General features: G+C 73.1%; 16 protein-coding genes. 3 read left to right on the top strand and 13 right to left on the bottom strand.

The features are described 5' to 3' along the window. Window positions 1–11: 11 nt before the first annotated feature. The 5 genes from HDA31_RS10705 to HDA31_RS10725 are packed head-to-tail and all read right to left on the bottom strand — an operon-like array spanning window position 12 to window position 7,470. The gene (locus tag HDA31_RS10705) at window positions 12–1,475 is read right to left on the bottom strand and encodes an MFS transporter (protein ID WP_311774352.1); all 1,464 of its coding nucleotides are present in this window, start codon (window positions 1,473–1,475) and stop codon (window positions 12–14) included. Window positions 1,476–1,495: 20 nt separating this feature from the next. After that, window positions 1,496–2,284: a class I SAM-dependent DNA methyltransferase gene (locus tag HDA31_RS10710; RefSeq protein ID WP_178064934.1), complete on the bottom strand. Its 789-nt coding sequence runs from the start codon at window positions 2,282–2,284 to the stop codon at window positions 1,496–1,498. Between the two features lie 44 nt (window positions 2,285–2,328). Next, window positions 2,329–3,597, bottom strand: a complete 1,269-nt coding sequence (locus HDA31_RS10715; protein ID WP_178064935.1) for an MFS transporter — start codon at window positions 3,595–3,597, stop codon at window positions 2,329–2,331. A 1-nt stretch (window position 3,598) separates the two neighbouring features. After that, window positions 3,599–4,960 carry a condensation domain-containing protein gene (locus HDA31_RS10720; protein WP_178064936.1) on the bottom strand — a complete coding sequence of 454 codons (1,362 nt, stop codon included), beginning with the start codon at window positions 4,958–4,960 and terminating at the stop codon, window positions 3,599–3,601. 5 nt (window positions 4,961–4,965) lie between these two features. Then, window positions 4,966–7,470: a tetratricopeptide repeat protein gene (locus tag HDA31_RS10725; RefSeq protein ID WP_178064937.1), complete on the bottom strand. Its 2,505-nt coding sequence runs from the start codon at window positions 7,468–7,470 to the stop codon at window positions 4,966–4,968. Window positions 7,471–7,945: 475 nt separating this feature from the next. On the opposite strand from HDA31_RS10725, the gene HDA31_RS10730 reads away from it, so the two are divergent. The 3 genes from HDA31_RS10730 (at window position 7,946) to HDA31_RS32935 (ending at window position 14,355) form a co-directional block, all read left to right on the top strand. Further along, on the top strand, window positions 7,946–11,053 hold the full coding sequence (locus HDA31_RS10730) for a type 2 lanthipeptide synthetase LanM family protein (protein ID WP_178064938.1): 3,108 nt from the start codon (window positions 7,946–7,948) through the stop codon (window positions 11,051–11,053). Then, the gene (locus HDA31_RS10735; protein ID WP_178064939.1) at window positions 11,050–11,358 is read left to right on the top strand and encodes a hypothetical protein; all 309 of its coding nucleotides are present in this window, start codon (window positions 11,050–11,052) and stop codon (window positions 11,356–11,358) included. The genes HDA31_RS10730 and HDA31_RS10735 overlap by 4 nt, the downstream gene beginning before the upstream one ends. Before the next feature lie 90 nt (window positions 11,359–11,448). After that, the gene (locus HDA31_RS32935; RefSeq protein ID WP_178064940.1) at window positions 11,449–14,355 is read left to right on the top strand and encodes an ATP-binding protein; all 2,907 of its coding nucleotides are present in this window, start codon (window positions 11,449–11,451) and stop codon (window positions 14,353–14,355) included. Window positions 14,356–14,453: 98 nt separating this feature from the next. Here HDA31_RS32935 and HDA31_RS10745 read toward each other — a convergent pair whose 3' ends face one another. The 8 genes from HDA31_RS10745 to HDA31_RS32160 form a co-directional block, all read right to left on the bottom strand. Beyond that, on the bottom strand, window positions 14,454–14,663 hold the full coding sequence (locus HDA31_RS10745; protein ID WP_178064941.1) for a hypothetical protein: 210 nt from the start codon (window positions 14,661–14,663) through the stop codon (window positions 14,454–14,456). Window positions 14,664–14,785: 122 nt separating this feature from the next. Then, entirely contained in the window at window positions 14,786–15,178 is a 393-nt protein-coding gene (locus tag HDA31_RS10750) for a helix-turn-helix domain-containing protein (protein WP_178064942.1), read from the bottom strand. 79 nt (window positions 15,179–15,257) lie between these two features. Continuing rightward, the gene (locus HDA31_RS10755) at window positions 15,258–16,580 is read right to left on the bottom strand and encodes an MFS transporter (protein ID WP_178064943.1); all 1,323 of its coding nucleotides are present in this window, start codon (window positions 16,578–16,580) and stop codon (window positions 15,258–15,260) included. A 5-nt stretch (window positions 16,581–16,585) separates the two neighbouring features. Beyond that, window positions 16,586–17,536: a DUF6895 family protein gene (locus tag HDA31_RS10760; protein ID WP_178064944.1), complete on the bottom strand. Its 951-nt coding sequence runs from the start codon at window positions 17,534–17,536 to the stop codon at window positions 16,586–16,588. Window positions 17,537–17,538: 2 nt separating this feature from the next. Then, window positions 17,539–18,753, bottom strand: coding sequence for a glycosyltransferase (locus HDA31_RS10765; RefSeq protein WP_219824895.1), 1,215 nt, complete (start codon window positions 18,751–18,753; stop codon window positions 17,539–17,541). Further along, window positions 18,750–20,810: a prolyl oligopeptidase family serine peptidase gene (locus HDA31_RS10770; protein WP_178064945.1), complete on the bottom strand. Its 2,061-nt coding sequence runs from the start codon at window positions 20,808–20,810 to the stop codon at window positions 18,750–18,752. Before HDA31_RS10770 ends, HDA31_RS10765 begins: the two co-directional genes overlap by 4 nt. 2 nt (window positions 20,811–20,812) lie before the next feature. Further along, window positions 20,813–21,982: a radical SAM protein gene (locus tag HDA31_RS10775; protein WP_178064946.1), complete on the bottom strand. Its 1,170-nt coding sequence runs from the start codon at window positions 21,980–21,982 to the stop codon at window positions 20,813–20,815. 93 nt (window positions 21,983–22,075) lie between these two features. Then, window positions 22,076–22,207 (bottom strand): SH3 domain-containing protein, encoded by a 132-nt coding sequence (locus HDA31_RS32160; RefSeq protein WP_260422032.1) that lies wholly within the window; start codon window positions 22,205–22,207, stop codon window positions 22,076–22,078. Window positions 22,208–22,299: the final 92 nt, after the last annotated feature.

A 22,299-nucleotide genomic window follows, 5' to 3' on the forward strand; every position in this document is an offset into this window, starting at 1 on the left:
GTCGCGGCCGGTCAGCGGCCGACGGCGGCCTCCGGCACCCCGCGCGGCCCGCGCGGGGCGCCGGACCGCAGGGACGGCAGCGCCCAGAGGAACGCGAGCAGGCCACCGGCCGTCGCGAGGAGCACCGCCGGCCGCAGCCCGACCGATTGCCCCGCCAACCCGCCGAGCACCGCGCCGACCGGGCGTACCCCGAAGCTGATCGTCTGGTAGGCCCCCCGGACCTGGGCGCGCAGCGGCACCGGCACCGCGGCGACGAAGGTGGCGGCGACGCTGATGTCCTGCACCGAGCGGCCCACCCCGGACAGGACCGAGGCGACGAGCACGACGGTCACGACCACCGCCGCCGGACCGGCCACGACCGCGATGGCCGTCAGCGGCGCTGCGGAGAGCAGGCTGCCGGCCACCAGGCTCCGGGGCATCCCGAGGCGTCGGGCGACCGCCGGGAGCGCCAGGGATCCCACCAGGGCGCCGGCGGCCTCCGCGCCGAGCACGAGCCCGGTCACGGCGGCGGACAGGCGCAGCGTCCGGGTGAGGAACAGGACCAGGAGGGCGTGGAACATCAGGTTGAAGAAGTTGGCGGTGGTGGTGACGCCGAGCGCGCCACGGAGGGCGGGGGCGTCCGCGATGAAGCGGAGCCCCGTGGTGGAGACCGGCGCGGCCCGGCGCGGCGGCGTCCGCGCGGCGGAACGGTCGATCCTGGTCAGCAGGGCGGCCGACCAGAGGTAGGACAGCGCGTCCGCGGCCACCGCGACCGGGGCGGACAGGACTGGGACCAGCAGACCGCCCGCACCGGATCCCGCGACGGACGCCACCGTGCGCGCGCCGTAGACCAGCGACTGCCCGGCGACGAGGCGGTCGTCGTCGAGGAGGGTGGGGAAGAGGGCGGCGTCGGCCACGACGAACACCACGGACGCGCTCGCGACGATCGCCGTGAGCGCGTACAGGGCGGGCAGGCTCGACCAGCCCAGCCACCAGGCCACCGGCAGCGACGCGGTCGCCGCGAAGCGGACGACGTCCGCGCCGATCATCGGGGTCAGCGGGTGCCGGAAGCGGGCCACCCACCCGGCCGCCGCAATGGCGAACAGGACGCTCGGGAGCCACGCCAGCGCCGTCAGCCAGCCCATCTGGGCCGGGCCTGCGCCGAGCAGCACGGCGGCGATGGGCACCGCCACCGACAGCAGCCCGTCGCCGGCGGCCGAGACGCTCACGGCGCCCCAGTAACGCCGGAACGCCGGTGCCCGCAGCGGCGTCCCGTGCGACGGGAGTGCCGCGCGCGTCCACCGGCGTCCTCCCCACGGGCCACCCGGCCGCCCCGCGAGTGCCCGGCCCGTGGCAGGCCGCTCCTGAGGCCGGCGCAGGAGGCGGCCCGCCAGGTGACCGCGGGTCACTCGCTCCAGTCGGCGATCTTCATCGGACACCTCCTCTCGCCTCCAACGGCTCGCCGGCACCGGCTCCGAACCGGTGCCGCACGGCACGCGGCAGCCCGGGCGGGCCGTCAGCCCGGCTTGCGCGCGACGACGAAACTCTTGCGGTGCAGCTCCTCGTCGGCCTCTTCGACCAGCTCACCGAGGTGCAGCCCGTGGGTGGCCAGGTGCGTCAGGCCCGCCTCGCCCAGCAGCCGCCCGACCACCTCCGGCGCGAAGTAGGAGAACTCGTGCCGCTGGCGGAACCGCCGCCAGGTGATCCCGTCGTCGGTCGTGAACCGGTCGATCAGGTAGTCCGAGCCGTGCGGGTCGCGGCGCGACGACGCCCCGCGGACGACGGCGAACTCGTTCTCGCCGTCCTCCACGACCACGCGCGACGGGTGCCGCTGGTGGAATCCGGCGGTGCCGAGGTCGACGACGACCAGGCCGCCCGGCGTCAGCAGGGCGGACACCCCGCGCAGCGCGGCGGACAGCTCCTGCTCGTCGCGCAGGTAGATGAACGGCTCGCCCAGCGTCACCGCGACGTCGAACCTCCCGAGGTCGGGCAGCTCCCGCACGTCCGCGACGACGAAGCGCACCTGCCCGGCGCCCGGCTTCGCCCGGGCCTGCCGCAGCATCTCCGGCGAGACGTCGACCGCGGTGACCCGGTATCCCGCCTGAGCGAAGCGGACGGCGGCCTGACCGGTGCCGGCGCCCACGTCGAGAAGGCGTCGTCCGGGTGCGCCGTGCCGCTCGATCAGGCCCAGGTAGAGCGCGACCCAGCGGTCGTAGTCGTTGCGCCGGGTGACGTGGTCGTACGTGCCGGCGATCGAGTCGTAGAGCGCCTGCACCGAGCGATCCGTCGCGCGCAGATCCGTCACCGTGGGCCCCCTGCCGTCCATCGCCGCCGCCGCACAGGGAAAGGCTAGGTGTGCCTTGTGGACGACGAGTGGACGCCGGCCGGCGGCGGCCCCGGGACGTTCCCGCCGCGCAGGCGCAGCAGCGGCAGGCAGGACACGAGCAGGCCGACGGCGCCCACCCACAGGGCCGCCCGGGCGTCGGCGGCGGCCCCCAGCACGGTGCCCAGCAGCGCGCCCAGCGGCATCGCCCCGCCGAGCAGGAACCGCATGGTGGCGTTCATCCGGCCCAGCAGGTCGGGCGGGCACAGCCGCTGGCGCAGGCTGACCTGGGCCACCGTGGAGGCCGTCGCGCCCGCCCACAGCACCAGGTAGCCGCCGGCCGCCAACCAGATCCGGCCGGCGCTGTCGATCAGGGGTGTGAGCAGCGCGAACGGTGCGGTGGCGAGGAGGCAGAGCCAGGCCGAGCGGTGCTGCCCGAGCCGCTGGGCCAGGCGGCGGGCCGCCAGCGCGCCGAGGATCCCGCCGGCGCCGCCCGCGCTGAAGTAGGCGCTGGCCGCCGCCGGGGACGCGCCCAGCTCGCTGACCAGCCGCACCGGCACCATCGCCTGCATCACCAGGGCGAACATGTTGTACGCGCCGCCGGCCAGCGCCAGCACGCGCAGCACCGGGTGGCGCAGCACGTACGCCACGCCCTCCCGGATCTGCCCGGCGAGCCGGGACCGGCCGGCGGGGGTGGCGGGCCGCGGGTCGGCCGCGCGGATCCGGGCCAGGTACGCGGCGGACCCGGCGAACCCCGCCGCGATCAGCAGCACGGCGGGTCCGGTGCCGGCCAGCTCGACGGCCAGCCCGGCCAGCGCGGGGCCGGTGACCTGCGCCACCGCGAGGGTGGTGCTCAGCCGGGCGTTGCCCTCGACCAGCTCGTCGGGCCGCACCACCCGGGGGAGGTAGCTCTGGTGCGCGACGTCGAAGAACACCGTGAGCACCCCGACGCCGAGGACGACGACGTACAGCTGGCCGAGCGCCACGCCGCCCGGCGCCGCCGGCACGGCCAGCGAGGCGACGAGCGCGGCCCGCCCCAGGTCGGCGCCGATGAGCAGCCGCCGCTGCCGCACCCGGTCGACGACCGCGCCGGCGGGCAGGCCGACGACCAGGAACGCCACCGTGCCCAGCGTGCCGACCAGACCCACCTGCCAGGCGGAGGCGTGCAGCGGGCCGACCGCCACCAACGGCAGCGCCACCAGGGCCATCCGGGCGCCGAACTGGCTCGCGGCCGCCCCCAGCCACAGGGACCGGAAGTCGTGCTGCCGGAGCAGCCCGGAAGGGCGGTGCGCCATGTCAGGCCGGCGTCGCCCCGGTCGGGGCGTCGGCCGCCCGCAGCCAGGTCGCGCGCAGCAGGTCGGCGGCCCGGCCCGGCTCGATGTCGGGCCGCTCCGCCAGCAGCGCGAAGAACCGGACCAGGGCGGCGCCCACCGGCTCGGCGGCCGGCAGCACCTCGGGGTCGTGGTGGACGGTCAGCTCGGGCCGCTCGGCCGACCAGGTGACCGCCAGGTGCAGCGCGTTGTGGGCGGGGAACCCGCGTCGGCCGGCGGGCGGGCGCACGGCGTCGCGCAGCGGCCGGCCCGCCGGACCGATCGTGGCGACGCCGAGGGGGTAGGTGCGCTCCGCCGCCACCACGTTGAGCACCAGGCGACGCCGCTCGCGCAGCGCCTCGATGCCGCCGAAGTCGGTCAGCCAGCGGCCGAGCAGGGGCGGTGCGGCGGCGTTGGCGGCGGCGAGGCCGCGCACCCAGTCGGCGAGCGAGGCCGACGGGACGGTGTCCGGCGGCACGCTCACCACCGCCTCGTGCAGCGCGCCGGGGACCTCCAGGCTGTCCCGCGTCCACCGGCCGCCCCGCGCGTACAGCACCGGGACGTCCGCCTCGGCCCAGAGGCCCAGCAGGAACGACAGGGCGGCCAGGAGCAGGCCGGAGCCCGTCGCGCCGGTGCGCTCCCGGCCGCGCCGGATGGCCCCGGCGGTGTCGCCGTCCAGCCGCAGCGGCCAGGCAGCCGTCGCGGTGGTGTCCCGCCACGGTTTCCAGCGTCCGCCGGGAAAGGCGACGGCGGGGACCTCCCGGCTCATCGCCTCCGCCCAGAACTCCCGGGAGGCGGGCCGCCGCGGGTCCGCCGCGACCTCGGCCACGTGCGCGAAGAACGACGGCGCCGGCGGCGGCGTTCGCTCCGGATGCTCGTACGCCGCCGCCGCGCGGCGCACGAACCGGGTGTGCGTCGCGTGGTCGGCGAAGCCGTGGTCCACCACGAGGGCGAGCGCGTGCTCGTCCGGGGCCAGCCGCACCAGGCAGGCGCCGGCCAGCGGGTCGCGGCGCAGGTCGATCGGCGCGTACACCGCGTCGCCGAGCGCCGCGCCGGCCGCCGCCAGCCGCCGGTCCGCCGGCACGTCGGCACAGTCCACCGTGGTCACCGGGAACGTCTGCCCGGCCCCGCACACCAGCTCGGGGCCCGGGGCGAACCGGGCCTGCCACACGTCGTTGCCGGCGGCGACGGCCCGCAGGGCGGCGGCCAGGCGGGGCACGTCCACCTCGCCGCGGACGTGCCACAGCGTCCAGGCCCGGGGCATCGGGTTGTGCCGGGGCAGGCCGGCCCCGTCGGTGTCGCTGAGCAGCAGCAGTTCCCGCTGCGCCCCGTAGGGCGCCACCCCCACCCGGCTCACCCCTCGAACGCGGGCAGCCCCGGCCACGCCGGCTGGCCCGCGGCCCAGGCTGCCAGCACCCCCCGGTCGTCGGGCAGCCGGCCGCGCAGGTGCAGGTCGCGCAGCCGGCGCAGCGGCGTCACGCCGGTCGGCCAGTGCGCGAGCGACCGGCGGTAGCACTCGGCGGCCAGGTCGGCCCGGCCCAGCTGCTCGTGGACCTGGCCGGCGTTGAACCAGGAGATGCGGCCGTACGGGAACTGCAGGTGCGCGGCCCGCAGGTACGCATCGAGCGCGCCGCCGACGTCGCCGGCCTGGTACCGCAGCTCCCCGGCGGTGAGCCAGGTCTTCGGGTCGATCGGGTCGATCCGCTCCGCCAGCTCGTCCACCAGGGCCAGTGCGGTGTCGCGTTCGCCGAGGTACGTGTGGGTGCGCACGGCGGTCTCCACGGCCGGGAAGTAGTTGTCGGCGGCGATGACCCGGGTGTGCGCGTCGTGCCCGGTCAGCTCCCGGGCGATGCCCAGCCACCGGTCCATGTCCGCGCGCAGCAGGTCACGGTCGCCGGTGAGGAACGGCAGGAACCCCATGGCCCGGAACCATCTGCTGGTCATGATCGCGGCATCGAACTCCGACACCTCGGGCAGTGCCGTGTACCGGGCCAGGTCCTCCTCCCCGAGCTTGCGCCAGCGGGCAATGGTCTCGGGCTCCCGACGCCGGGCCGCGTTGACCGTGGCGTTGATGGTGGTGACCACCCGCGTGCGGGCGTACCGGACGTCGTCGCCGAGCTGCTCGTAGAGCGTGCGGAAGTGCGGCTCCAGCTCGGCGGTGTGCCCCGTGGTGAGCATCTGCTCGGCGAAGAGCCAGCTGGCCAGCGCGTACGCGCTCTCGGGGTCGCGCACCGGCACGTCCGGCCCGGGAAGGATGCCCCGGGCCTCGGCGTGGAAACCCACGGCGGACAGCAGCCGGCCCAGCAGCGCCCGGTCCAGCAGCGGCAGGTCCGACGCGTGGGCCAGCCGGTCCCGCACCCTGGGCGGGCAGCCGTCGGGTGCCGCCAGCCACGTCCGGTAGTCGGCCGAGGCGCCACCGGAGGCGTACCCGTACACCGTGGCCGTCGCCTGCATCTCGTCGCGGAACATGGCGGCGGTGGCCCGCTGCGGGTGGATCTCCCGGAACCACGGCTCGCGGCGCTCCAGCACGGCGGCGTACGACATCAGTGGCGTGTGGATCGCGACCGGCGGGGTGTCGACCGGGTCGAGGATCTCGCTCGGGCTCAGGTCGAGAAACGGCCGGTAGCGCTCGATCGGGAGCGGCCGCGCCCCCGCCGCCGGCTCCCGCGCCGCGCCCGCCGGCTCCCGCGCCGCGACCGCCCACCGCACCGCGTCGGCGCAGACCGTGCCGCCCAGCGCCGGGCGTCGCGCCACCAGGACCGCCAACCGGTCCTGCTCCTCGCCGCGGTCCGAGGTGAGCAGGTCGGCGAGCGCCCCCACCAGCTCGCCGGCGTCGGCCGGAGACGCCGGTCCAGCGGGGCCGGCTGTCGCGGCGGGCGCGTCGTCCTCGACGGCCGAGGTGGGGGCCGCCAGGTCGAGCAGCCCGGCCAGCGCCGCGGTCCGCTCCGTCAGCCCGGTCCGGGCCGCCACCCGGTAGTGGGTGCGGGCCGCCTCCCGGTCGCCCGCCGCCCGGGCCGCGTCAGCCGCGAGGAGCCGGGTCGCCGCGCCGGTCGGGTCGAGGTCGAGGGCGACGCCGGCGAACTCGCGCGCCGGCCCGCCGCCGGTCGCGCCGGTCTCGTCCAGGGCGGCGCGGGCGGCGGCCCGCAGCAGCGCCAGCGCGGCGTCGCGCGCGAGGAAGTCGTCCCGGTCCGTCCCCAGGTCGCGGGCGACGGCGCGGACGGTGTCGGCCTCGGGCGTCGGCCCGCCCGGGCTGCGCAGCCGCACGGCGAGGACCCGGGCCCGGGCGACCACGCCGAGCCGGTCGCCGGCCAGGCCGGCAGCCAGCGACTCCGCCACGGCGAGCGCTTCGGCGGCCGGCTGCCCGTCCGCTGCGACCCGGCCGGCGTGGGCCAGTGCGGTGGCGAGGCGGACCGGCAGGCCCGCCGCCTCGGGTGGCACCGCGGGAAGCGGTTGCCGGCCGTCCTCGGCGAGCAGCAGGTCGCGCCAGGCGCGCACCGGGGAGGGTGCGTCGCCACCGAGCCGCCGCAGCAGTCTCGCGGCGTCCTCCCGGCGGCCGAGCGCGCGCATCAGGCGGGCCGCCCACAGCAGACCGGCGGGGTCGTCCGCTTTGAGTCGTTCCTGCACTTCGGGCGGCGCGACGAGGGTGTCCGTGGCGTCGAGCAGGCCGCAGCGGCGCATCGTGCGGCGCAGGCCGGCGGGCGGCGCGTGTGCGGGCAACCAGCCGCACGGGTCGGGCCGGCCGACCCAGAACAGCGCCGCCTCGGCGACCAGGGCCGGCGGGACCGCGGGATCGGCGGTCAGGTCGATCAGCGGGCGCAGCGGCAGCGCCGCCGGATCCCGCCAGGCGATGTCGGCCATCCCTTACCTCCCGGCCCGGTCGGTTGGTGCGGTGCCGAGGGGCGGACACGCGACGATGGGACAGCCCGCGCCCGCCCGGTTGGTGACCGGCGGGTCAGTTGATGACGGCGTTGATCAGGCCCACGGCGGATCCTTCGAGGTCCTCGTAACGCTCCATGCTCGGCACCTCCTCCCGATCACGTGAGGAAGACGGGCGATGACGGCCCCTGCTGCCGCCATTCTCGCCCAGCCAGCGATGTCAGTCAATCAAAGGGGTTTGCCGTCGAAGAGCGGTTCCGCGCCCCGGGCTCGGCGCGGGTACCCACAGCCGGCAGCGGACGCGGCCGTGCCGTCTCGGCCGGGCTCCCCGGCGGGCGGCTGAACGCTCAGCGGCAAGCGAGGCCGTGGACTTGGCGCCCACCTGACGACAGTGCACTCAGAATGTGCGTACCTTGCACGCAAGAAGCGCGGCCGCCCGCATGGGCATCATGGCCCCATGACCACCGCACCGACCTTGCGGGCCGCCGGCGATCTCCCTGCCACCGGCCCGGATGGCTCCTGGTGGGCTCCCGCCCTGGCACTGCATGAGCGGATCCATGGCATCGGCCAACTCCGCGATTCCGCGGATGAGGTCGCCTGCGCCCGGTTCGATCGATGGCGTGGTCGCTACGGTCCGCAGGGCGAGGCGGCCTTCCAGCGAAGGCTGGCGGATCTCGGAATCGACCAGGCTGTGGTGCTGCGGCTGCTCGGCGAGCCGCCCGCAGTCCTGGCCGCCCGTGCGGAGAGACCCCGATGGGCGCGGGCCGTGGAGGAAGCCCTGCGGTCCGCGGTGCCGCCGGCCGCCGATGTTCCGGTGCCGACCCGGTGGGAGGACGCGTTCGCCTGGTCGGTGCAGCCATTGGTGACGGCGACAGTGAGGCAGCTTGCCAGACGACTGCCGCCGCACCGATTCGTGTCGTGGCTGGACGTGCCCGCAGTGCTCGCCGGGTTCGGCGCCGATCTGGGCCACAGGCTGGTGACGATGGCCGCTCCCACGTTCGTCGCCCAACTGCACGCGTGGCGGGACGCGGGCCGACTGCGTGGCAGGGACAGCCGGCAGAGGTTCGTGGACTTCGTCCGGATGCTCAGCGAGACGTCCGGGCTGTGGGAGCTGTTCACGGACTACCCTGTGCTCGCTCGTCTGCTGGCCGAGACCAGCCGGAGCGAGCTTGACGCGTTGACTCGGCTGCTGAGCCGATTCGCCGACGATCGCGACGGGATCGTGCGCGTCGTGCTTGGCGGTGTCGACCCGGGACCGCTTTGCGGCATCAGCGCGGGCCTGGGCGATCCACACCAACGGGGGGAGGGCGTCCGGCTGCTTCACTTCACCGGTGGCACCCGGATCGTCTACAAGCCCCGCGGGGTTCAGGCCCAGGTCCACCTCGGAGGGATGGTCCGCTGGCTGTCCACCACCGTCCCCGGGCTCGATCTGCGCACTCCCGCCGTTCTCGCCGTCTCCGGGCACGGCTGGCAGGAGTTCGTCGGGCACCAGCCGGTCACCGGCACCGAGGCCGCGTCGGCCTACTACCGCCGACTCGGCGCGTTGCTCGTCCTGTTGCATGTCACGCACACCACCGACATGCACTGCGAGAACGTGGTGGCTGCCGGCGACCAGCCCCTGGTGATCGATGCGGAGACCCTCTTCCACCCCTATCTGTCGACCATCGATCGCAACGACGACCCCGCCCTGCTGGCCCTGGCAACCTCGGTGATCCGCACCGGGATGTTGCCCTGCGCCGGGTTCGGTGGGTTCGGCGGAACGGACACCTCGGCGTTGGCCGGGGCCACCGGGGCCCCCGTCGTCCGATGGGAAGCGGCCGGCACCGACCAGATGCGCGTTGCCGCCAGGGTCATGCACTGGGGGGCCGGGCACAGCCGTCCCCATCTGGACGGAAAGCCGACGGATCCCGGCGACTACCTGTCCGAGCTGCTGCATGGGTTCCGGTTGGCCTACGACGCGGTGCGCCGGAACCGGGACCGACTGGCCGCCATGGTGGGTCGGTGCACCGACTTCGACGTACGGGTGGTCGCCCGCCCGACCCGCCGCTATCGGGCGATGCTGGACGAGGCCGGTCGCCCGGAGGCCCTGCGTGACGGAATGGACCGGGACCAGGCGTTCGACCCGCTCTGGATCGAGGCCAACGACCCGGTGCGGCGAGCCCTCGCGACGCACGAGGCAATCGACCTGTGGGCCGGCGACATCCCACTGGTCACGGCCCGGCCCGGCGACCGTGACCTGTGGACATCGAACTCGATCCGGCTGCCGAGGCTGCTGGACCGACCGGTGGGCGATCGGGCCAAGGACATGCTCAGCCGGCTCGGCGACGTCGACCGTCGGGACCAGGAGTGGATCCTGACGGCATCCCTCGCCACCCGGGTGCCTCTTCCGGCGCATCGCTGCTCCGGCCGCTCGTTGGCGCGGATGGACGGGATCGCCGCCCCGCCCCAGCGCCTGCTCGCCGCCGCCTGCGAGATCGCCGCCCGGCTCGTCGCCACCGGCATCTCCGACGGCGACCGGATCAACTGGTTGGGGCTCGAACCAGTGGATGGGCAGCGCTGGCTGCTCCTGCCCACCGGAGCCGGCCTTGCCGACGGAAATCTCGGCATTGCCCTGTTCCTGGCCGAGGTGGCCCGGCTGAGTGGGGTACCGAGATTCGCCGCCGCAGCCCGGCACGCCATACGCGGCTATCCCCAGCTGTGTCAGCTGTTGAAACAACAGCCGGAGTTGGCGGCGGCGATCGGTTGCGGCGGCCTGTCCGGGCTGGGCGGTATGGCGTACGGCCTTTCCAGACTGGGGATGCTGCTGCGGGACGCGGAGATCGCCGCACTCGCCGCGGACACCGTCGGGCTGACCGCCCATGCGGTGGAGCGGTCCTCGATCGACTGGCGGGACGGCACCGCCGGTTGCCTGGCCGCGATGCTTGCCGTCCACCGCGACCTGGGGCTGCCTTCCGCGGGGCGGCTGGCCCATCGCTGCTTCGATCTGCTGGCCCCTGTCGTGTCCGGTGCGGAACCGGATGCCCTGCCCAACTCGTTCGCCACGGGCTGGGTCGGCGTCAGCCTCGCCCTGCACAGGATGGCGGGCGCTTTCCCCCGCTGCCGGCCCCTCGCCGCGCGGGCCGTTGCGCTGCTCTCGGCCGCTCCAGCGCCGGTGCCCGGCGAGCCGGGCTTGTGTGCGGGCGACGCGGGACGGTTGTTGGGCGCGGTTGTCGGAGCCGTGTCCAGCAGCGACGCCGAACAGGGAGTTCAGGCTGCGGCCAGCCGGCCGCTTCTGCGGGATCTGAGCCTGTGCCACGGAGAACTCAGTGTGACCGAGGCATTGACCGCGCTGGCCGGGACCGGCCGTCATCCCGGGGCTGTGCAGGTCCGCCGCCGTCGCGCGAGCCTGGTCCTTGACGCCATCCGTCGACACGGTCCGATCTGCAGCACTCCGGAAGAGGTGGAGACGCCAGGACTGCTCACCGGGCTGGCCGGCATCGGTTACGGGCTTCTCCGTCTCGGCTTCCACCGTCAGGTCCCGTCGGTCCTGCTGCTGGAGTCACCGTCGTCGGCGGGCCCGTGGTGACCGGGCCGCTGGCCGAATCTGCGGTCGTTGACCAGCACCGCCCACCGCTGTACGCCGCCGAAGTGAACCGAGAGGATGACATGTTCAGCGACCACGATGCGCCGATCAGCACCGACCAGGTCCCACACGAGCCGGATCGGCGGCGGGACGCGGCGCGCCCCGCTGTCTCCCTCGGCATCCGGGCGGCGATCCTCGCCGGGTTGGTCGTCGCCACCGCCAGTGGCGGCATCGCCGCGCCAGAGCCCTACGACGACCCGGTTCGGCTGGTCAGCGGCGGTAGCACGACCTGTTGCCCACCGAGTTGACCGGAGGACGGCAACCGTGCGGGACCGAGGATCACCCGGGCCTGTGGCCACGCTATGGACCGATGTCGCCACAGGCGGTAGCGTCCGCCCGTGGGGACACGTTCATCGATAGTCGTTGGCAGGGACAACGAACAGCGCTTGATCCGAGAAGGTCTGTCCGCGGCCCGGGCTGGTCAGGGTGGGGCCATCTTCCTTGTCGGTGAGGGCGGCATCGGCAAGTCCCGGCTCGCCGCGGTCGTCGCCGATCTCGCCTACGACTCCGGCATGCGCCTGATGCGGGGGCGCAGCAGCACGACCGGGCCCCTGGTGCCATACCGGTCGTTGACCGAAGCCGTACTGTCGCTGCTGCGTGCCGGGGAACCGATCGACCTCGACGCGCTCGGCCCGTACCGGCCGCTGCTGGGGCGGCTGGTGCCCGATCTACGTCCGGGCACCGGCAACCACGGCGACGCCTCCCTGGTCGTCCTCGCGGAGGCGGTGCTCCGGCTCATGGGTGTCGCCGGGCAGGAGAACGGGTGCCTCCTGACGTTGGAGGATCTCCACGACGCGGATTCGGAGACCCTCGGCGTGACCGAGTACCTGGTCGACAACCTGGCCCAACAGCCTGCGCTGTTGCTCGGCACCCTGCGTCCCGAGCCATGTCCGGCGCTGGACCTGGTGCGCTCGGTCGCCCAGCGCGGCCACGGCGTGCTGCTCGAACTGCCCCGGTTGGGGCGTCCCCAGGTGCTGCAGATGGTCGCGTCCTTTCTGGATGCCGACGTCGCCATGGTGCCGGAGGCCGTCGTCGACCTGGTGTGGGCCGGCAGCACCGGCAACCCGTTCCTGGTGGAGGACCTGCTCACCGGAATGTGCGAGAGCGAAGTGCTGGCCCAGACCGCGACCGGCTGGCGGATCCACGAGCACGCCCTGGCCAGCCGGCCGGACACCTTCGTCCGCAGCGTTCGACGGCGGGTCGGACAACTCTCCGGTTCGACCCGGGACCTGATCATGGCGGGCGCGTTGTTCGGTTCCCGGTTTCCGCTTGCCGTGGCACAGGCGGTGACCGGTATGGCCGACCGGGAGCTCCTCACCCACCTTCAGGGGCCGCTCGCGGCCCAGCTCGTGGTCGCCGACGACCAGACCCCGGACTGGTATCGGTTCCAACACCCGATGGTGCAGGAGGCGCTGCTGACTCTGCTGGAGCCCGCCGAGCTGACTCGACTCGCCCGGCGCACCGCGGACGCGGTGGTCGCAGTGCAGCCCGGCCTGCCCGGCGAGTGGTGCCAGGCCGCTGCGGCGCTCCGCCTGGCGGCAGGCGACCGGGCGGCCGCCGGCCGGCTGTTCGCCGAGGCGGGTCGGCGCAGCCTGGCCGAGGGCGCAGCCCTCTCCGCCGCCACCCTCCTCGAACGGGCCTGGGAGCTGCTGGCCGACGACGACACGACGATCCGAGCCGAGACGCTCGAACCACTGATCTACGCGATGGCCGAGGCGGGCCGGATCGACCAGGCGTTGGCTTTCGTGGGAATCGTCGAGCACGTTGCCGGCGCGCTCGACGAGCGTCGGCTGGCCCGGTTGCAGACGAGGCTCGCCTGGGCGGCGATGTTGGCCGGCGAGCTGGACGAAGGGCTGAAACGAGTAGAGGCGGCCCGCACCCTGCTGGGGCCTGACGCCCGGCCTGGCGACCTCGCAGAGGTCGATGTGGTGGCCGCCCATCTCGAACTCGACCGGCCCGGGCCGGGCCGGTTGGAGCGGGTGGAGGCGATGGCCCGACGCGCGGCGACGGTCGCGGAGCCGCTGCCCCTGCCAGTTGTCGCCTGCCAGGCATGGCAGTTGCTCGGCGCGCTGGTCCGGCAGCGCGATCCGGCCGAAGCCACCGCTTGCCTGGACCGAAGCCGGGCCATCGCGGTGGCCCACGGCCTGCCGATCTGGGAGATCCATGCCCTTGTTCGGCTTGGCAACGATGACGCACTGCGCGCGGCCGACCCGGGACGGCTCGAGCAGGCTCGTACGAAGGCCAGTCGGATCGGCGCGGTGACCGCGCGCTACCAGGCAGAGGCAAGCCTTGCACTACAGGCGATCCTGCGGTGCGACTTCGACCAGGCGAGCGCCCTGATCGATGAGGTGCGGACGGCCACGAGCCGGCTCCAGCTGCTCGAGACGGCCGAGTACGTCATGTTGCTACGGATGGTCCTCGCCGCCCACCAGGGCCGTCGCCGGGAGATGGACGAAGCGTTTCGGCACCTGGAGGACGCCCACGGCGACCAGGCGCGGAACGGCCCCCGGGTGCACGGTCTGGCGCGCGCGGTCTGCGCCCTGCTGGAGGAGAACCGTGCTCGGGCGAGGGACGAGATGGCCCGTGCGCTCGCGGCGGATGCCCGGAACCCGACCACCATCCAGCTCATCGGACGCGACGGGATGCACCTCCTCCTCGTCGCCCTGCAAGGCCGGGACGAGGAGACCGAGCGGACCCTTGCCGGCTCGCTCACGCCGTTTCGCTGGGACCGACAGTTCGCCCTCTTCGCCAGAGCTGTCGTCGCCGGGCGGTCCGGCGACGGGACAGCCGCAGCCGCCGCCGTCGCCGAGGCGATCCAGGTTGGGCAGCCGTACCCGATGGGTCGGCACCTTGGCCTCCGGCTGGCCGCCGAGGCGGCCCTGGCCGACGGTTGGGGTACCCCGGTCGACTGGCTGCGTGCCGCCGAGGAGCACTTCTACGCCGCCGATGTGAGCGCCGTCGCCGGCGCCTGCCGCACCCTGCTGCGCGCCGCCGGCGCGCGCGTCTCGCAGCGGCGTACCGGCTTCCAGCAGGTTCCCGGTGCACTGCGCAGCGCCGGGGTCACCGTCCGGGAGTTTGAGGTGCTGCAACTGCTGGTCGAGCGGCTCAGCAACCGTGAGATCGCCGAGCGCCTCTATCTCTCGGCCCGGACCGTGGAACGGTACATCTCCAACCTGATCGTCAAGACCGGGCTGCCCAACCGGATCGCGCTGAGCGAGTTCGTCACTCGCGAGTACCGCAGCTGACCCCCGGCCGGCACACCCCGTCGGTGTCCTGCGCTGATCGCGGCGCGTTGTGCACGAATGGTGCAGCCGACGCAGATGCGCCCTGGTCGTCGTCTCTGTCAGCAGAAGTAACCCACGCACCACGGCAATGCCTCGGCGTCGTCGGCCTCGGCATGGGCGACCACCTCGCTTTCGTCCTCCACGTCGGTCGAGAGGCCGTCAGGGGTGGGATCCGCCCCCGTGCCCGGCTGGATGCGCACGGGGTCCTCCGCCGTGCCGGGGGCAGCGAACTCCGTCTCCGCTTCGGAGCTCGGGTCCTCTTGCGTCATCGTGACCTCCCCGGTCGCCGTGTGCCCTCAGGGTAGGCGCCGCCGGTATGTGGGCCGTCCGTTTGCGGTATGGCGACTGGGGATGCCGCTGTGCCGGCTGCTGAGTTCGCGGCAACGCCGTGCTATTCGCCCGTCGCCGGGACGCAGAAGGGGCGGGCACCGCGACAGATCCCTTCCGCCCCGACAAGGGTCGTCACCATGGAAACCAGGCCCGCCTGTAGCCGTGAGGTGAGGCCCAGCTTGCCCAGGACCGCGCTGACGTGCCGCTTGACGGTTCGCTCGCTGACGGACAGCCGCCGTGCGATCGTGTGGTTGTCGTAGCCGGCACCGAGCAGCCGTAGGGTTGCCGTCTCCCGCGCCGTCAGCGACGGAACCAGCAACGACGCCGAGACGATGAGACCGGGAAGGACGGCCGACAAGTCCGCCTCCCGTTGCTGGTGAGCGGGACACCACACGCCGTGCCGCCAGCTGTGCTCGACGTTCGACGACAGCTCCGTGCCACGAAGATCGGTCATGCTGCGATCCTGGCAGCCGACGGTATCGGAGTGGTTTGCTCGTGGCCTACTGCCGGTAGTCCAGGATCCCGGACACAGGTCAGCCGCGGCGGGGGTCCGTGGCGGGCTGGACCTCGGAGCGCGGCAGCATCGCGCGTGCGTACAAGCCCGCCAGTACGATCAGCCCCGCCGCCACCGCGAGGATCACATCGATCGGGCCGAGCCGCACCCCGCCGACAGTGGCGGCGAAGTCCCGCAGCGCGGAGCTGGCCAGCCACCCCGATGCCACTGCCGCCAGCATCGAGGCCAGCTGGGTGACGGGCTGGAACACGGCCATCACCCGTCCGGTGTACTCCCGCGGAGCGGCGGCCAGCATCAGCGGCGATATCGCCGTGTTCAGGGCCGTGATCGGAACGATGGACAGGAACAGCAGGATCATGCCGCCGGCCAACGTCGTCTGCCGGGAGTAGGCGAACAGCAGGACTCCACCGGCGACCAGCCCGACCCAGGTGGTAGCCCAAGCTCCTATCCGCGCGACCACCGAGCCGGCGGCCAGCGCACCGAGAATCGCCCCCACGCCGATGGCCGTGCCGAGGTACCCGTACGACTCGGATGGCGCACCCAGGTTGTCGGTCAGGAAGAACACGTTGAGTGTGTTCAGCGCACCCGTCCCCATCTGGCCGATGACCACGATGGTGAGCAGCGCGAGGAGGAACTGGCTGCCGCGGAAGAACCGGAGGCCCGCCACGAACTCCGCCCGCACCCCTGGCCGTGGTCCGGCCTCCTCGTGTCCGACGTTCAAACCGGGTCCGGTGGATCGGATGATGACGTAGGAGACCGCATACGACGCGGCGTTGACGAGCAGCGCCCAGGGCAATCCGGCAGTGATCAGCAACGGCGCCGCCAGGGGCGGCCCGACGATCGCGGCAGTGCCTGCCGTGGCCTGGGCGATCCCCGCTGCTCGTGCCCGGTCAGCCTGACCGGTCACGATGTCCCGGATGATCGACATGCGCGCTGGCGCGAAGAACTGCGCGTTGGCGTGCAGGACGAAGACCACGACGTAGATGAGCCCGAGCCACAACCAGACCGGCAGCGCGTCGGTGGGCAGCAGGGACAGCAGAGCCAGCAGCATGACCGTGCCGCCACGGATCACCTCCGTGCCCAGCATCGTGCGCAGGGCGTTCCACCGGTCGACGAACACTCCGGCGACAGGACCGACGCCGAGCACCGCGGCGCTGACCGACAGCAGGATTCCGCTGACCGCGGCCGGTCCCCAGGGCTGATCCTTCGCCAGGACGGTGGCCACCCACAGAACAAGGGTGGTGCTGAACACGTAGTCCCCGACCATCGACACCGCCTGGCCACACCACAGGCGCGCGTACTCGCGATTGATCAGAAACCGGGATGGCCGGACCGTCGTCATGGCGGTCAGGCGTCCGCGAGCGAGATCATCGAGGCGAACGCGGTGACCAGTGTGGTGTGGAAGGCACGCCGGAACAGATCCACCGGGGGCGACGTCTCCGGAATCCGCTGCGCGGCGAACCGGGCTGGTATCCGCCCGTCGGCGGTCTGTACGGCGAGGAGGGCGCGGACTCCTGCGGCGCCGGAACCGGTCAGGGTCGGATCCTGCCCGAGACAGTGCTGGCTGAGCAGCAGCTCCGCTGTCAGGTCCCAGTGCTCGACGGCGATGAAGTGGGTGGTCATCCGGTCGACGAGGGTGAGCGCGTGTCGCCGCTCGGCCTCGGTGATCTGCGGCGCGTGGGCGCCGAAGTCGGTCATGTGGAACAGCGTGTGCGTGACCCGGTAGGCGGCTTCGATGTCCGTGGGCGCCTCCGCGAAGCGCGGCAGTTCGCAACCCTGGTACAGCACCGGATACGACTCGATGTCGTGGTCGAGGCCCGCTAGGTCGGCGTAGAACCTCATCTCCAGGCGCAGATACGACGATCTGCTGTACGGCGTGAAGTGGCCCGCCGGGGCGATCCTCTCCAGGGTCGCCTGGTCCAGGCCGGCTCCGGCCGGGGCGAGCGCGGCGTAGGCCAGCCCGTACTGGCGGGCGTACCGGGGCTCGGCGGCGATCTGGCCGGGGAAGCTCGGGTCGGCCCAGATCGCGTCCACCGCGCTGGTCACCCTGGCCAGGGCCGGATCGCCGGGACCGACCCGGGCCCACAGGCGGCGCAGCAGCGCCAGCTCCAGGCACGCCTTTGCCCTCGGCGTCACCGGCAGTCCGCCGAAGTCCGGGGCCAGGAACTGCGTGGGGACGGCGCTCATCCAGGCCCGGCTTCCCTCGGACAGCCGCCGCATCCCTCGGCGTGCCGCCTCATCCGCCGCAGCGGCGTCCTGGTCGGCCACGTCGACCGCCGTGGGTGTCGCCTCGACCATCGTCAGCTCCTCTCGTGGTGGCCTACGGCCAATCCGTCGACGGGAACATCCCGCCGCACAGGTGTAGTGGGGCTCACGGTCCGCTCGACGATGTCTGCGGCACGAGCCGCACCCTCGGCCCCGGCCAGCAGCCGGCCAAGCACGCGGGCTCGCTCGCGCATCGCGTCGTCGCGCCATGCCGACCGGAGCACCGTCTCGTGGTCAGCACCCGGGTCGTCGGTCACGTACACGCCCACGCCCGCGCGCACGCATGCTGCCGCCAGCACGGGTTGCTCGGAGCCGTTCGGGGAGACGCCCAGTGGCCGGCCACGCAGCAGAGCGGCCAGCACCGGGGCCGACGTGCCACTGCTGAGGACCAGCCCGGCCTGGTCGATCAGTGGACCCATCCACCGCTTGCGAACGAGCAGTATGTCTGCCTCCGGAGCCGGAGCAGGACTGGTCGAGCGCCCCTGCTCGACCACCGCCTGGTAGGGGCCGCCCGTGAACGCGGCGCTGAGCCGTGGCCACTGCGTTCGTCCGCCGAAGAACCGGCCCAGGTGGACGTACACGATCGGTTTGCCCACCCGGTCGAGGTGCTCCTGCACCGCGGCGACGGTGGCCGGGTCGGCGGGTGGCTCCCATGGCATCGGCCCGACGTGGCGCACGCCTTCGGGCAGCACCGCGCCCGGATACTCGAAACTGGGGTGACCGCGTAGCAGCAGACCCGCGCCGAACAGCGGCGTCGACGGCCACGCGTCGCTTCGGGGCGTAAGCCCGACCTCTGCGCGCAGCTCGTGGTAGTACCGCAGCATCTCGCGGGTGCGTGTCCGTCGGCTCGTGGCGGGTTGCGGCTCGTCGACGCCACCCGAGTGGTAGTCCCACAGGTGAACGGACAGCCCCAGGACGATGGCCGGGACGCCCAGTGCCTCGGCGGCCAGCAAAGCCCCGTGACACAGCACCGACGTGACAACGACGTCGGCGGCTGTCAGCCGGGCCGCGCGCAGCGATGCCCGGTACTGGGCCGGTCCGCCGTCACGCCACTGTGATACGGAGTAGCCACCCTGTCCGTCGTGGTCCTCGGCTCGGACGAACGGCAGCTCCGCGTGGGCGACGACCGGCGCGGCGGACGCCCGGCCGAGCACCCGGACCGCGTGCCCGCGCCGCGCCAGTTCCCGACCGACGGCGATCGCCGGATACAGGTAACCCCCGTCACTCAACGGACAGAGCAGGATGTTCACGGTGCCGTCAGCCCGAGGTTGGCGGCGAGGAAGGCCAGGCAATCCGACTGCAACGCGACGGTGCGGCTCAGCGCCCGGCTGCCGTGGCCCACCCCCCGGTCGAGCCGGAACAGCACCTGACCGCCTGTCGAGCCGTGTTGCAGCGCCGCGCACATCTTGCGGGCGTGTGCCGGATCGACCCGCGTGTCGCCGTCGGAGACCGTGAGCAGGACCGGCGGGAAGGCGGTGGCCGGTGTCACGTGATGGTAGGGCGAGTAGGCCAGCAGGGTCTGCGCCTGATCCTCGTCGTCGACGCTGCCGTACTCGGGCACCCAACTCGGCCCGAGACCGGAGAGGTGGTAGCGAACCATGTCCAGCAGCGGCGACATGCACACCACGGCGGCATAGGCCCGCGGCCGTTGGGTGACCGCAGCCGCGACGAGCAGGCCTCCGTTGGAGCCGCCCAGCGTCCCGAGCATGCTGCGTGTCGTCCAGCCCCTGGCGACCAGATGGTCGCCCGCAGCATGGAAGTCGTCGAAGGTGTTCTGCTTGAGGTTGCCGCGGCCAGCGCGGTGCCACTGTTCGCCTTCCTCCCCGCCGCCCCGCAGGCCCGCGATGGCCACGACGCCACCTGCCTCGACCCAGGCAGCGGCCTGCGGGGAGTAGGCCGGGGCCATCGAGATGCCGAAACCGCCGTAGCCGGTGAGGATCACCGGTCGGGGCCGGTCGGGGCGGCCGGTCCGGGAGATCAGGAACAGGCGGACCGTCACGTCCGCCGACGGGTAGCTCTCCTGGGTGGTCACCACGTCCGAGCCGCCGGTGGCGGTCCACCACGGCGTGGTGAGCCCGGTCCGGGCATCGAAGCGCAGCACCCGGGGCGGTGTGGTGAAGTCGGTGTAGGAGAACCACATCTCGTGGCCGGGCTCGGGGCGCACCGAGAAGGCGCTGACCATGCCCGTGCCGGGTAGCTCGATGGCGCCCACCTGGTTGCCGTCGACCAGGTCGTGCACGGTGATCTCGGCGGCGGCGTGCCTGATCCAGCCAACCACCGCGACCGGCCGGTCCAGCTCCGGCCCGTCGAGGACGGCGAAGTGGTCGAGGACCGCGTCGCCTCGTTCGGGGATCAGCTCCCGCCACCGCTCGGGCGTGGACGGACGACAACTCAGGATCCGCCGGCGCGGCGCGCCGTGGTCGGTCCGCAGCCACATCGACCCGTCCGGGTCGGTGCCCGGCGCCAGGTGCAGCCGGGTGCGGGCACCGGCCATGACGAGCCGCAGATCAGGCCGTTCCGGCGAGCTGGCGGTCAGATCGGCCAGGTAGACCTCTGTGTCCGGCGCCGTGCCCGTGGTGGCGGTGACGACCAACCAGCGGCCGTCCGGGCTCATGCCGACGGTGAAGAAGCGCGTCATCGCCTGGCCGTCGCCGAAGACGAGGATGTCGGAGTCGCGGTCCGCGCCGACCTTGTGCAGATAGACGCGGCGGTGATAGTGCCCGCCGCCGGGACCGTGCCCTGACGGGAGTCGAGCGACGTAGTAGAACGACTCCCCGCCCGGTAACCAGCCGACCGAGCTGCGTCGGATCCGATCCACCGGCCCGTCCACCGTCCGTCCGGTAGCGACGTCGAGCACGTACAGCAGCGATTCCTCGGTGCCGTCCCGGGAGACCTGGAAGGCGAGCCGCTCACCCTCCAGGGACGGCTCCCAGGCGTCCAGCACCATTCGCCCACCGGGGTCGAGCCCACTGACGTCCACCAGCGGACGGTCGACGTCGCCTTCGCGCACCATCAGGACCGGCAGGTCGGCGCCGGCGGCCCGGTGCTCGAAGAACAGCCGTCGACCGCGGGCCCGCGGTGTGCCCCGGTAGTCGTGGGCGGTGCGCGCGGTCAGCTCGGCCCGCCACCGATCGGTGTCCGGCAAGGTGGCTCGGAACTGCTGGTAGAGCACATCCTGTTCCTCGACCCACCGCTGCGTCTGCGGGCTTGTGTCGTCCTCCAGCCATCGGTAGGGGTCAGGAACGCGTACCCCGTGGACGTCGTCGGCGGTCTCCTCGCGAGGCGCGGTCGGATATCTGCCACGCATCGCTACAGCAGCCCCTTCTCGTGCAGGTCGTCGAGGAGCGCGGCGTCCACCGCGTCCCGGAAGTCGGCCAGTGCCTGGGCGCTCTCGTGATGGCGGTACATGTCCCCGCAGGAGATCCAGCGCTTCGCCCTGCGATCGACCGGCAGATAGCCCTCGTCGACGGTGCCGACCTCCCAGCCCGGCTGTCCCGCTGTCTCCCAGCAGCTGGCAAGGGTGCCGTCGGCGTTGACCACCGCGCCGTGGCGGCCTTCGCCCGACTCGCACGTGACGCAGGGCAGGTCGGCCCGCGGCCGGGGCACGGTGAAGCCATGCTCCAGCGCCGTTCGGTGCCACCGGGTGAACCTGGCTCTCAGCTCGCCGCTGTGCAGCAGTTCGTTGGCGTAGCCGACTCCCACGTCACCGACGCGGGCGAAGTAGATGGAGCACCGCTGGGGGTCGACACTGCCGGCGAGCCGCTCGAGCAGCGCGTCGATTCCCTGGTAGTTGTGGTGCGAGACGTTGACCCGCAGCATCCAGCGCAGTTCCGTCGCGGCCGTGACCTGGACGATGTTGCGGACGATGGTGTCGAACGTTCCCCCCGGCGAGCGCCGGACCCGGATGCGGTCGTGGTCGTCCCGGTCCCCGTCGAAGGTGACCTGGACGGACCGCAGCCCGAGAGCGGTCAGTTCGTGGGCCAGCGGTGGCGTCAGCAAGGTCGCGTTGGAGATCATCCAGGCGGACACCAGATTGTGGTCCGCCGCCCGGGACAACAGCTCGACACACCCCCGCGGATTCAGCAGCGGCTCGCCGCCGAACAGCAGGACGCCCAGCTTGTGTAGCCCGGCACTGGCCATCTGCCGGTCAGCGAAGCCCAGGATGGAGGTGATCGTCGCCGAGGTGAGGCGGGCACGCTTGATCCGCGGCGGACGGCTACCGCCGCTCGAATCCTGGCCGGTGTTCTGGAAACAGTAGCCGCAGCCCAGGTTGCAGTCGGTGCTGGTCAGCACGGTCAGCGAATAGACCCGCTCCGGCGTCGACCTGAACAGGCCGCGTTCATCCAGCAGGCGGTGGGCCGACGGCCGCAGCTCGCCGGTGTCGGTGACCTGGCGATGACCGACACGAGCGACCCCGCCCGGCCCCAGCAGCCACCAGGTGTCCCGTCCGCGAAGAAGCCTCTCCCCAACGTGCCCCATCTGGCACCCCCTGTTCGACTGCCGCGCCGGGCAATGGAATCCCGTTTACGAGGGGCCCCGGCCCGGATCCGGACCGGAACCCATTCGCCGCTGCTACAACGCGTTGGAGTTGTTGGTGATGCAGGTGCCCGGCACCTCTTCCTCCTCGTCGCTGTGCGCGACGACCTCGATGTCCTCGGCCGCGGTGGCTTCCAGGTCCGGGTTCTCGGGCTTGTTCTCCGACATGCGCCTGCCTCCAATTCAGTGATTGCTGATCCACCCTGGGAAGCGGGGCACTGCGGTGAATCAGCCAACTGGCAACAGTGTTGGGCAGTGGG

It is taken from the genome of Micromonospora carbonacea, assembly GCF_014205165.1.
In the GTDB taxonomy this organism is placed as follows: domain Bacteria; phylum Actinomycetota; class Actinomycetes; order Mycobacteriales; family Micromonosporaceae; genus Micromonospora; species Micromonospora carbonacea.